The organism is Luteimonas sp. Soil_N_1, from assembly GCF_057656255.1.
This window is the reverse complement of record NZ_JBDGKS010000001.1, coordinates 905535-919364: the sequence shown is the minus strand read 5'-3', so window position 1 is coordinate 919364 and position 13830 is coordinate 905535. Positions and strand designations below refer to the sequence as shown.

The 13830-nt window shown below is 68.8% G+C and carries 2 protein-coding genes; both read right to left on the bottom strand.

Features of this window, described 5'->3' with window-relative positions:
* Window positions 1-64: 64 nt before the first annotated feature.
* Window positions 65-9178, bottom strand: a complete 9114-nt coding sequence (locus AC3A4E_RS04165) for an ESPR-type extended signal peptide-containing protein (RefSeq protein WP_487630300.1) — start codon at window positions 9176-9178, stop codon at window positions 65-67.
* Window positions 9179-9684: 506 nt separating this feature from the next.
* Entirely contained in the window at window positions 9685-13587 is a 3903-nt protein-coding gene (purL, locus tag AC3A4E_RS04160; RefSeq protein WP_487630299.1) for a phosphoribosylformylglycinamidine synthase, read from the bottom strand.
* Window positions 13588-13830: the final 243 nt, after the last annotated feature.

The following is a 13830-nucleotide window of genomic DNA, read 5'->3' as shown; positions in this document are numbered from 1 at the left end:
GCATTCCATTCCCCCGAACCACCACCGCCCGGCGCTGTGCACACCGGACGGCTTCGTCATCGCGTTACCAGCCGAAGCCAGCACCCACGCCGACCGATTTCTCATCACCGCTGAACGCACCACCCACGGTCACCGTCGCGCGCTCGCTGATCGCACGCTGGTAACCCACCGAAAGCGCGCTCTCGCCACCCTGGAAGCCCACACCCACGCCGACCCGGTTCTGGGTGCGGATGCCTGCGGCGCTGGTGGCCATGTTGAGCATGGCCGCGCCCATGGCGCCCTGACGGTCGATACGACGCTCGGTGTCGTAGAAGCGGCGATCCACATCGCCCTTGAACGCGTCGAAGTTGTCGTTCCACGCCGCGAACTTCTGGTCCGTGTAGGCGTTCGACGTCGCGACCGCCTGGGTGCGGGCTGCATCCACCTGACCCACGTTCGCCGCGTCCGTCGCCTGCGTACCGGCGGCCACGTTGGTGATCTGGCGCTGGTTGCCCGCGCTGCCCACCGACACCGTATTCGCGCGGTCGGCCGTCGAGCCCTGACCCAGTGCCACTGCGCCTTGCGCGGTCACGCTGGCACCCTGACCGATCGCCGTGCCCGAAGCCGCCGTCACCGACGCCCCCTCACCCACCGCCACCGCGTTCGTCGCATTGGCCGAGATGCTGGTGTTCGCACCGACCGCCGTGCTGCCGTCCGCATTGACGCGGGCGTTGCCGCCGATTGCCGTGTCGTTGGGGCCGTGGGCATATGCGTTGCCGCCGACGGCGACACCGTTCTGACCGTTGGCCGCCGCGTTCGAACCGATCGCCACCGCATTGGTATCCGCACCGACGCTGGCGTCATCGGTACCGGTGCCGTCACCGCCCACCGCGACGCGGTCGTTGGTGCCATCACCTGCCTCGATCACCGTTTCCACGCTGGAGACGCGCTGCTTGAGCTGGGTGATCTCGGTGTTGAGGGCGCCGAACGTCGCTTCGATTCCGGCGTAGCTGCTGCCCTGGATCGAATAGCTCGGCGTCGAGATCGTGCCGAAAGCCGTATCCACCATCGAGCCACCGCCCAGTGCATCGGCCACGCTCTGCAGGCCGGCATTGAGGTTCTCGCCCACACCGTCGGAGATCCGGCGGAGCTGGGCCAGATTCACCGCATCGGTGTCTTCGGTGCCCTCGGCGACGTTGACGATCTGACGCTCGCTGCCTGCCGCGCCGACCGACACCGTGTTGTCCCGGTCCGCCACGGCGCCCTGACCCAGCGCCACGCTGTTGTCCGCGCTGGCCACTGCGGTCTGGCCGACAGCGGTGCTGTTGAGACCCGACGCAGCTGCCTGACGACCCAGCGCGGTGCTGTTGTCACCCGTTGCAGCGGCCTGGTTGCCGACCGCCGTGGACAGCGCGCCGGTCGCGTCCGAATCCCAACCGATCGCCGTTGCACCGCGACCGCTGGAGACCGCAAGCGCGCCGATCGCCGTCGAATGGAAGCCGGACGCATTGGCTGCCTGGCCGAACGCTGCGGCTTCTTCATCGCTGGCCGACGCACCCTGGCCCACCGCCGTCGTCCGCAACGCGGACGCCGTCGCCGCGCGACCCAGGGCAGTGCTGTTCTCCCCGGTCGCCGATGCCGAGTTACCCAATGCCGTGGACAGTGCGCCGGAGGCCGTGGAATCCCAGCCGATCGCGGTCGCGCCGCGGCCGCTGGACTCGGCCAGAGCGCCGATCGCCGTCGAATGGAAGCCCGATGCATTGGCCGCCTGGCCGAATGCCGCAGCTTCCTCGTCGCTGGCCGTCGCACCCTGGCCGACCGCTGTCGAGCGGACACCCGTCGCACTGGAATTCGCACCCACTGCGACCGTGTTCTCTGCGGAGGCCTGCGCCAGCTCACCTGCGGCAACCGAGTTCACACCACTTGCCGTCGCCCCGACACCGGCGTCGCCTTCTGCCGGCGTCGCCGAGAAGTAGCGGTTGCCCTCCGCATCGACTGCCGAGATGGCGTCTGCCAGCTGGCCCACGTTCACCGCATCAGTGCCCGCAGTACCGGCTGCGACGTTGGTGATCTGGCGCGTGTTGCCGACCGAGCCCACCGACACGCTGTTTTCGCGATCGGCGATCGAACCCTGACCCAGCGCCACGCTGCCGGTGGCGGAGGCAAACGCGTTCTGGCCCAGCGCCGTGCTCTGCTGGCCCACCGCCCACGCCTCCGAACCGACCGCCGTGCCCTGGTCGCCCAGCACCCATGCGTTGCTGCCCACCGCCACCGCATCGGCCGAACCGATACCGAACAGGGAGAACCCGGTCTCTGCGCCTGCACCGATGGCCAGGCTGCCTGCACCTGCGGCCGATGCGTTCGCACCCAGCGCCACGTTGCCCGAGTCATAAGCCGCCGCGCCGAAGCCCACCGCGGTGGCGAGATCGCCTTCCGCAAGCGCCTGCGAGCCGACCGCCGTGCTGGCGTCTCCGAGCGCGTTGGACACCGCGCCGAAGGCCGAGGACTGGTCACCCTGTGCAAACGCCCCGACGCCGGTGGCCGTGGCCGCAAAGCCCGTGGCATTGGCACTGGCACCGACGGCCGTGCCGCCCACACCTGCGCTGGTCGCACCGGTTTCGACCGGCACGCCACCGACGTTGATCAGTGGTTCGCCATTAGCGTTCACCGCGTTGCCGCCCACTGCCACACTCGCCGGGCCGATCGCCTGGGCATCTGCACCGAACGCGGCGCTGTTCTGGCCCGTCGCTGTCGCATTGAAGCCCACCGCCGTTGCGTTCTGCAGGTCTGCGGTCGCGCCGCTGCCCACCGCCGTCGTGCCTTGGCCGTAAGCGCTGCTGGTCGAGCCCAGTGCGGTGCTGTAGTCGCCTTCGGCGTAGGCATTCGAGCCCGACGCCGTGGTGTCGATGCCTTCCGCAAAGGCCTCACCCTCGCCGGTCGCGCGGAAGTACTGGTTGTAGGCCGTGGCTTCCGCCAGCTGACCCACATTCACCGCGTCGGTCGCCTGCTCACCTGCCGCAACATTGGTGATCTGGCGCTCGTTGTTCGCGCTACCCACCGACACGCTGTTCTCGCGATCCGCCACCGAACCCTGCCCCAGCGCGACGCTGCCGTCCGCCGATGCCGTGGCATCGGAACCCAGGGCCAGCGAGTCATCGCCGGACGCGGTCGAGAAATTGCCCACCGTCGTGCTGTTGAAGCCGCTGGCCCAGGCCGCACCACCGATCGCGGTCGAGTAGTCGCCCGACGCCTCGGTCGGGAACAGATTGAAGAAGCCGGCACCACCGCCGACCGCCACGCTGTTGAGGCCCGAGGCCACCGAGTACGAACCGATCGCGGTCGAGTCCGCGCCGCTGGCGGCCGATGCGTAACCCATCGCCGTCGACGCGGCCCCGGCCGCCGTGGAAACCGCGCCGAACGCCGACGAGACCTCGCCAGACGCCGTCGCACCGACGCCGAACGCCGAGCCCGCGAAGCCCGAGGCATCGGCGCTCGCGCCGACGGCCGTACCGGCCACGCCCGCGCTCGTTGCCGAGGTCTCCACCGGCACGCCACCCAGTTGCAGCAGCGGCTCACCGTTCTCATCCACCGCGTTGCCGCCGATCGCCACGCTCGCCGGACCGATCGCCTCTGCACCGGCGCCGAACGCAGCGCTGTTCTGACCCGTTGCGCTGGCGTTGAAGCCCACCGCCGTCGCGTAGCTCTGGTCTGCGGTCGAGCCGCTGCCGATCGCCGTGGTACCGATGCTGTTGGCGGTGCTCGATGCACCGATTGCGGTGCTGTAGTCACCTTCGGCATAGGCATCCGAGCCGGATGCAGTCGCATCCTCCCCCAGTGCAAACGCCTCGCCCGCACCGGTCGCGCGGAAGTACTGGTTGTAGGCCGTGGCTTCCGCCAGCTGCCCCACATTCACCGCGTCGGTCGCCTGCTCACCTGCCGCAACATTGGTGATCTGGCGCTCGTTGTTCGCGCTACCCACCGACACGCTGTTCTCGCGATCGGCCACCGAACCCTGACCCAGGGCGACGCTGCCGTCCGCCGATGCCGTGGCATCGGAACCCAGTGCCAGCGAGTCATCGCCCGACGCGGTCGAGAAATTGCCGACTGTCGTGCTGTTGAAGCCGCTGGCCCAGGCCGCACCACCGATCGCGGTCGAGTAGTCGCCCGACGCCTCGGTCGGGAACAGGTTGAAGAAGCCGGCACCACCGCCGACCGCCACGCTGTTGAGGCCCGAAGCCACCGAGTACGAACCGATCGCGGTCGAGTCAGCGCCGCTGGCGGCCGATGCGTAGCCCATCGCCGTCGACGCGGCCCCGGCCGCCGTAGAAACCGCGCCGAACGCCGACGAGACCTCGCCAGACGCCGTTGCACCCACGCCGAAGGCCGAACCCGCGAAGCCCGAGGCATCGGCGCTTGCGCCGACGGCCGTACCGGCCACGCCCGCGCTCGTTGCCGAGGTCTCCACCGGCACGCCACCCAGTTGCAGCAGCGGCTCACCGTTCTCATCCACCGCGTTGCCGCCGATCGCCACGCTCGCCGGACCAATCGCCTCGGCACCGGCGCCGAACGCAGCGCTGTTCTGACCCGATGCGCTGGCGTTGAAACCCACCGCTGTCGCGTTCTGCAAGTCCGCGGTCGCGCCGCTGCCGACCGCCGTCGTGCCTTCGCCGTAGGCGCTGCTCGTCGAACCGATCGCGGTGCTGTAGTCACCTTCGGCGTATGCATTCGAGCCCGACGCAGTCGCGTCGATGCCTTCCGCGAACGCTTCACCCTCACCGGTCGCGCGGAAATACTGGTTGTAGGCCGTCGCGTTTTCGAGCTGACCCAGGTTCACCGCGTCTGTCGCGTTCACGCCCGCCGACAGGTTGGTGATCCGACGCGTCGCCGGATATCCACCTGCGCCGGTGCCGTTGCCGATCGACACCACGTTCGCGTCCGACGCCCGCGAGCCCGCACCCAGGGCCACGCTGTTGACGCCATTGGCCCAGGCGTTCAGCCCCAGCGCGGTCGCATTCTGCGCGTAGGCATACGAATCCCGGCCAACGGCCGTTGCGCCGATCGCCGTGGCCCATGCGAACTGGCCCACCGACGTGGTGTTGTCCGCTGTCGCCCAGGCCGAACCACCCAGCGCCGTGCTGTTGAGCCCGGTCGCATTCGAGGTCGTACCGGCTGCCAGGCTCGACGTACCGGACGCCAGCGCCGTGTTGCCCACCGCCGTGGCATTCAGACCGCTGGCCTCGGCAGCCACACCCACCGCCGTCGTACGCGTGTTGCTGGCCACGGCGCCATAACCGAGCGCGCTGGACAGCAGACCGGTCGCTTCGCTGTAGCTGCCGGTCGCAGTGGCGCCATTCGCCGATGCAATCGCACGGAAGCCGTCCGCCAGTGCCTGCTGGCCCGATGCCGCGGACTCGGTGCCGGTCGCCGTGGAATAGGCCCCCGTCGCCTGCGCCGCATTGCCCAGCGCCGAAGCGCCAATCGCGCTGGCCGCAGCGCTGTTGCCCACGGCCGTGGCGAGCTCACCCGAAGCAGTGCTGAACGCACCTGCGGCGATTGCACCCGCGCCTTCGCCGCTGGCGTTGAAGCCCAACGCGGTCGCGTAGTCCTGGTCCGCGGTCGCGCCGCTGCCGACCGCCGTGGTGCCTTCACCGTAGGCACTGCTCGTCGAACCCAGTGCGGTGCTGTAGTCACCTTCGGCATAGGCATCCGAGCCGGATGCAGTCGCATCCTCCCCCAGTGCAAACGCCTCGCCCGCACCGGTCGCGCGGAAGTACTGGTTGTAGGCCGTGGCTTCCGCCAGCTGGCCCACGTTCACCGCATCGGTCGCCTGCTCACCTGCCGCAACATTGGTGATCTGGCGCTCGTTGTTGGCGCTGCCCACCGACACGCTGTTCTCGCGATCCGCCACCGAGCCCTGGCCCAGCGCGACGCTGCCGTCCGCCGATGCCGTGGCATCGGAACCCAGTGCCAGCGAGTCATCGCCGGACGCGGTCGAGAAGTTGCCGACCGTCGTGCTGTTGAAGCCGCTGGCCCAGGCCGCACCACCGATCGCGGTCGAGTAGTCGCCCGACGCCTCGGTCGGGAACAGGTTGAAGAAGCCGGCACCACCGCCGACCGCCACGCTGTTGAGGCCCGAAGCCACCGAGTACGAACCGATCGCGGTCGAGTCAGCGCCGCTGGCGGCCGATGCGTAGCCCATCGCCGTCGACGCGGCCCCGGCCGCCGTAGAAACCGCGCCGAACGCCGACGAGACCTCGCCAGACGCTGTTGCACCCACACCGAAGGCCGAACCCGCGAAGCCCGAGGCATCGGCGCTCGCGCCGACGGCCGTACCGGCCACGCCCGCGCTCGTTGCCGAGGTCTCCACCGGCACACCACCCAGTTGCAGCAGCGGCTCACCGTTCTCGTCCACCGCGTTGCCGCCGATCGCCACGCTCGCCGGACCGATCGCCTCGGCACCGGCGCCGAACGCGGCGCTGTTCTGACCCGATGCGCTGGCGTTGAAACCCACCGCTGTCGCGTTCTGCAGGTCCGCGGTCGCGCCGCTGCCGATCGCCGTCGTGCCTTCGCCATAGGCGCTGCTCGTCGAACCGATCGCGGTGCTGTAGTCACCTTCGGCGTATGCATTCGAGCCCGACGCAGTCGCGTCGATGCCTTCCGCGAACGCTTCACCCTCACCGGTCGCGCGGAAATACTGGTTGTAGGCCGTGGCTTCTGCCAGCTGACCCACGTTCACCGCATCGGTCGCCTGCTCACCCGCTGCGACATTGGTGATCTGACGCTCGTTGTTGGCCGAACCCACCGAGACCGTTCCGGCACGATTCGCCACCGAACTCACGCCAATCGCCACGCTGTTCTCGGCCACGGCATAGGCGTCGTAACCGATCGCCACGCTGTCATCGCCCCGTGCCCACGACAGCGAACCGAGTGCGGTGGTGAACTCGCCTGTCGCACCCGCGCCAGCACCGAATGCGGACGCGTTGGTGCCCAGCGCTTCGGCGGACACCAGCCCCCCGATCGCACTGCCACCCACTGCGGTGCTTTCCGCGCCGGAAGCGATCGAGAACTCGCCGACCGCGGTCGAACTCACGCCGGATGCATCAGCGCGAACACCGACCGCCGTCGCAAAGTCGCCAAGCGCTTCAGCGCCATAGCCCAGTGCCGTCGCACCCAGACCGCCGGCTGCGCTGGCCACACCCAATGCGGTGCTCGCATCGCCCGACGCGAACGAGCCGACGCCGACCGCTGTCGACTCGAGGCCGCTGGCCTCGGCCAACGCGCCGCTCGCCAGAGAGGCATCGCCGCTGGCGATGGCGCCGGCGCCTGTGGCCGTCGACAACTGGCCACTGGCCAGGCTCTCCGCGCCAAGCGCCACCGATGACACGCCCGATGCTTCCGCCAGCGCACCTGCTGCCAGTGCATTGGCACCGGAGGCCGAGGCGTTGAAGCCCACCGCCGTCGCGTAGTCCAACTCCGCGGTCGCACCGCTGCCGACCGCCGTGGTGCCTGCGCCGTAGGCGCTGCTCGTCGAACCCAGTGCGGTGCTGTAGTCACCTTCAGCGTAGGCATTCGAGCCCGACGCCGTGGCGTCTTCGCCCAATGCGAACGCTTCACCTTCGCCGGTCGCGCGGAAATACTGGTTATAGGCCGTGGCTTCTGCCAGCTGGCCCACATTCACCGCGTCGGTCGCTTCCTCACCCGCTGCGACATTGGTGATCTGACGCTCGTTGTTGGCCGAACCCACCGAGACCGTGCCAGCGCGATCGGCGATGGAGTTCGCGCCGAGCGCAACGCTGTCGACGGCGGTCGCGCGGGCGAAATTGCCGAGCGCGGTGCTGTCCTCCGCGGACGCGGTGGAAAGCCCACCGATCGCGGTGCTGAAATCCCCGAACGCTTCTGCGGCACCGCCGAGCGCGACGGCCGTGATGCCTTCGGCATAGCTTTCCAGGCCGACCGCAACCGCACCCAGGCCCGAGGCGTAGCTGTAGCCACCCATCGCCACGGCGCCCTCGTCATTGGCAACGGCGAATGCGCCGACCGCAGTCGCCACCGCACCAACCGCAGTGGCATCACTGCCGAACGCGGACGCTCCCTCGCCGACGGCGATGGCATTGGCGCCGACGGCGGCGGCCTCGTCACCGATCGCGGCGGCACCCGCACCGGCCGCCAGTGCGTTGTCGCCTTCGACTTCCGCATCACCGGTGCCGGTTGCTGTGAAGTAGCCGGCGGTCGTATCGGCCACATCGGCAACCGCGTTGAGCTGCGCCACGTTGACGGCATCGCCGTCCTGTTCGCCCGCCGCCACGTTGGTGATCTGGCGCGCGTTGCCCGCCGCACCGACCGAGACGGTGTTCGCACGATCGGCGACCGAACCCGCACCCAGCGCGACGCTGTTGGCAGCCTGTGCGACGGCGTCTGCCGTGCCATTGGCCTGGAAGTGGCGCGTCGCCTCGGCGATCGCGGCATCGGACGCGTCCGCCAGCGCGTCGACCTGGCCGACCGTCGCTGCATCGGATGCGGCAACGCCATCGGCGACATTGACGATGCGGCGCGTGGCCGGCGTACCCGGCGTGGCACCGCCCCAGCCGCCGTGACCGACGGACACGACATTGGCCTGGTCCGTAAACGCACCCTGCCCCAGCGCGACGGAGTCGGTCCCGCCCGTCTGGACGAAGGCGTTGTGACCGATCGCGATGGCGCCTGTCGCGGAGCTGCGGGCGGACAGGCCCAAGGCCACGCCGTACTGCGCAGTCGCACGCGCGACGGAACCCACTGCGGTCGCGCCGTACTCGTTGGCGACCGCAAAGGCGCCCAGTGCAGAGGCATTGTTCGCGCTCGCCGCCGCGTTCGCGCCAAGGGCAGCAGACTGCGGCGCGGTGGACACGCTGTTGACGCCGATGGCGACGCCGTTGCCGGACGCGATGGCATTGCCGTCGACGGCACAATTGGTCTCGATCTGGACGCCGTTCGACAGGATCGTGCAGGGCACCGTGCCGCCGACTTCGACGGCCTGCGCCATCGCCAATGGCGACCCGAATCCGAACAGCAGGACACTGACCGCCAGCATCAGGGCATTACGACGTGGCGCCGTGGTCGCGCCTCCATCCTGCGCACCGGCGCTGTCGCTCGAGGCGAGCTCCGATGCGACGACGACCTGGTTCAACGTACGGTTCCAAACCTTGCGGAAGATGCGATTCATTAGGTCCTGCCCCTGGAAGTACTTGTTTCGATTGAAATTATTGGCGAAAAAAAAGCCACAGGGTCGTCATGCGACCACTGTGGCTGATGTCCTGTGTCAGACGTTGTCGGCCCCGTCTCCCGGTGCCGCCCATCGGGCGCTGAAAAGCGCTGCATGAAGCTGGGATGTACGCAACTTGAATCGTCCCCAAACGTCGAACTGTGACCGATACTCGTCCGGCACAGCGGACCGCGTCAAGGTCCGGTGCGGAAATTTGTCAGTCCTGGCGGGAATCGCGCGTTCGGGTAGCCACTTACCGCCTTCAGCCTCCAAACGGGTTCAGGAAAGACATGCAAGTCGCTGATAAGAAAAGAATCGACCGCAATTTCAGCGCAGTCAGCAGACCTTGATCATCCTTCTCGCCGGTCCTTTCCGCGCGTTGCAACCCCTGAAACAAAACAAGTCGGCAGGCCTGTAGGCCTGCCGACTTGCTGGAACACGCATTCAATCTGACGCTCTGCGTCACCTCACCCGACAGAACGTCTCACATTTCTGAACATCCGCAACCACGGACTGTCTTCGACCCAATCCGTCGGTGCCCAGCTCAGATTCGCCGTGCGCGGGGTGCGCTCGGGATGCGGCATCAGGATCGTCGCCCGGCCATCCGTCGAGGCCAGCCCGGCGATGGCATCCTGGGAGCCGTTCGGATTCGCCGGGTAGCTGGTGGCCTGACCGTTGCCGTCGACGTATCGCAAAGCCACGATCGCTGCGATCCGGTCAGCATCGTCGTCGAACTGCACGCGACCTTCGCCGTGGGCAATCGCCACCGGAATCCGCGAACCGGCCATGCCGGTGAAGAACAGCGACGGTGATTCGTCGACTTCGAGCAGGCCGAAGCGCGCCTCGAACTGCTCGCTGCGGTTGCGCAGCAGCCGTGGCCAGTGCTGGGCGCCGGGGATGATCGGCTTGAGCTGCGACAGCATCTGGCAGCCGTTGCAGACACCCAGCGAGAACGTGTCGCCGCGGGCGAAGAAGCGTTCGAACGCGGCCCGCAGTTCGGCGGTCTCGAGGATCGACGTCGCCCAGCCGCGGCCCGCGCCGAGCACGTCGCCGTAGCTGAAGCCGCCGCAGGCCACGAGGCCCTGCATCGTCGCCAGATCCACGCGACCGGCGATCAGGTCGCTCATGTGCACGTCGATCGCAGTGAAACCCGCGCGGTCGAACGCGGACGCCATTTCGATCTGGCCGTTGACGCCCTGCTCGCGCAACACCGCGACCTTCGGGCGTGCGCCGGTCGAGATGTACGGCGCAGCGACATCTTCCGACGGATCGAAGGTCAGCACCGGGCGCATCGCCGGCGCATCGAAGCGCCGCGCGCTTGCGCGTTCTTCTTCGGCGCATTCCGGGTTGTCGCGCAGCGCCTGCATCGCATGGGTGACCGACCACCAGGCGTCGAACAGCGTCTCCCACTTCCACTCGGCCAGCACGTCCTCGCCGTCGAGCACGCGGATCGCATTCGCGGTCGTCGGACGGGCGATGCGCTGGGCGCATTCGATCAGGCCGTGACGTGCGACGAGGTCGGCGAACTCGGCGCGGTCCTCTGCGGAGATCTGCACCACTGCGCCCAGCTCTTCGGAGAACAGCGTGCGCAACGCATCGCGGTTGCGGTCGTCGCCCCAGCCTTCGAGGTCGATGTCGAGGCCGACATGCGCGGTGAACGCCATTTCGCACAGCGCGGCGAACGCGCCACCGTCGGAGCGGTCGTGATAGGCCATCAGCAGCCCGGCCTCACGCGCTTCGCAGATCAGTTCGAAGAACGCTTTCAGGCGCTCGGGCTCGTCGACGTCCGGAACCGCGCCGCCGAAGCCTTCGAAACACTGCGACAGCACCGAGCCACCGAGGCGCTGCTTTCCGGCGCCCAGGCCGATCAGCCACAACTCGGTATCGGGCTCGCGGCTGAGCAGCGGCGTCAGCTGCGTGCGCACGTCGGGCACCGGCGCGAACGCGGTGACCACCAGCGAGACCGGGGAGACGACCTTGTGCGCGGCGCCGTCGGCCTGCCACTGCGCCTGCATCGACAGCGAATCCTTGCCGACCGGAATCGACAGGTCGATCTCGGGGCACAGCTCCATCGCGACCGCATGCACGGCATCGAACAGGCGCGCGTCTTCGCCAGCGTGTCCGGCGGCAGCCATCCAGTTCGCCGACAGCTTGACCCGGTGCAGGGTCTCGACCGGCGCGGCGCACAGATTGGTGATCGCCTCGCCCACGGCCATGCGCGCGGCGGCGGCGGAATCGATCAGCGCCAGCGGGCTGCGTTCGCCGATCGCCATCGCCTCACCGGTGAAGCCTTCGAACCCGGACAGCGTGATCGCGCAATCGGCGACCGGCAGCTGCCACGGGCCGACCATCTGGTCGCGCGCGGTCAGGCCGCCGACGCTGCGGTCGCCGATCGTGACCAGGAATGACTTCGACGCGACCGTGGGATGCGCGAGCACGCGCAGACCGGCTTCGTGCAGATCGACGGCGCGGCTGTTGAGCGCCGGCCAGCGATGCGGCGTGGTGCGTGCGGTATCACGGTGCATCTTCGGCGGCTTGCCGAACAGCACGTCCATCGGCAGATCGATCGGCCAGTCACGGCCGCTGCCGATCATCGCGGGTGTCGCGCCATGGCCGACCGTCAGATGTTCTTCGGCTGTCGCCACGCCGACGATCGCGACCGGGCAGCGCTCGCGCGCGCAGATCGCTTCGAATTCCTCGACGCGGTCCTGCGGAATGCCGAGGACGTAACGTTCCTGCGATTCGTTGCACCACAGCTGCATCGGCGACAGCGACGGATCGTCGCTGGGCACGCGGTCGAGATCGATGACGCCGCCGACGCTGGAATCGTGCAGCAGTTCGGGAATCGCGTTCGACAGACCACCCGCGCCGACGTCGTGGAACCACAGAATCGGGTTGCGGTCACCCAGCGCCACGCAGCGGTCGATGACCTCCTGCACGCGACGCTCCATTTCCGGGTTGTCGCGCTGCACGGAAGCGAAGTCGAGATCCTCGGCGCTTTCGCCCGACGCGACCGAACTCGCCGCGCCGCCGCCCAGACCGATCAGCATCGCCGGGCCGCCGAGCACGACGACAGCATCGCCGGCCGACAGGGTTTTCTTCTCGACCATCGCGCGATCGATCGCACCGAGGCCACCGGCCAGCATGATCGGCTTGTCGTAGCCGCGCACCAGACCGTCGTCGCCTTCGGGCAGTTCGAAACTGCGGAAGTAGCCGAGCAGGTTCGGGCGGCCGAACTCGTTGTTGAACGCGGCGCCGCCGAGCGGGCCGTCGAGCATGATCTCGAGCGCCGGCGCCATGCGCGGATTCAGCGCGCGCGGCGCTTCCCACGGCTGCGGCAGGGTCGGAATGCGCAGGTGCGAGACCGAGAAACCAGTGAGGCCAGCCTTGGGCTTGCCGCCGCGGCCGGTCGCGCCTTCGTCACGGATTTCGCCGCCGGCGCCGGTTGCCGCGCCCGCGAACGGCGAGATCGCGGTCGGATGGTTGTGGGTCTCGACCTTGATGCAGAACGCGCTGTCGATCAGCGGTTCGCTGCGGTACTCGAACGACACCGGATCAGGGCGGAAGCGGCGCGCCGGATAGCCTTCGACGACCGCGGCATTGTCGCTGTAGGCCGACAGCGTGTGCTCGGGCGTGCTCGCGTGCGTGTGGCGGATCATGCCGAACAGCGATTGCGCGCGGCCATTGCGCTGCATGTCCTCGCCGTCGATGGTCCACGACGCATTGAAGATCTTGTGCCGGCAATGCTCGGAGTTCGCCTGCGCGAACATCATCAGCTCGACGTCGGCAGGATCGCGGCCGAGTGCGCCGAAGCGCTCGCGCAGATAGGTGATCTCGTCGTCGGCCAGTGCCAGGCCGAGGCGACGGTTGGCGGCATCGAGATCGTCGAGCGCGATGCGTTCGAGCGCGCCGCGCGCGGGCGCCGCGAACAGCGCGTCGGCGGCGTCCACGTCGCCCAGCAGCGACTGCGTCATCGGGTCGTGCAGCAGCTTCGAGACGGCCGCCTGCGTGGCCGCATCGTCCGGCCAGCCGGTCAGATCCAGCCGCAGGCCGCGTTCGACGCGATGCACCGGCAGACCAGCGCCGCGCAGCAGCTCGGTCGACTTGCTGGCCCAGGGCGAAATCGTGCCCAGCCGCGGCGAGACGTAACGCGAGACCGCACCCTCGACGCGCGCCGGTGCGGGACCGGCATCGACCTCGAGGATGCGTCGCAGCGTGGCGTCGTCGGGCGACTGCCCGGCGTCGGCTTCGACGAAGTAGACATGCCAGGCGCCGGCTACGGAGAGCGCGGGCGACACCGACTGCAGACGTGCTTCAAGCCGTTCGCGGCGGAACGGCGACAGGGCCTGCTGGCCCTCGAGGACGATCATGTCCGGGGAAACCGTATTTCAGGGCCGGCCATTGTAGCCAATGGCCGCGCCCGCTGCCCCGTGCCTGTTTGGCGACCGAGGCGTTCGAAGCGGGACGCGGGCCTCGCAAGGCGGATTCCGCGACGCTCCGCAGGTCATCGTTCCGGCTGGGAGCGCACAACGCCTGGAAACAGACCGCATCAGCGCTGCTTCGCGGTCCGGGCGGCGCCCTCCACCCACACGCCCCGTCACGTCCGTGAGCGG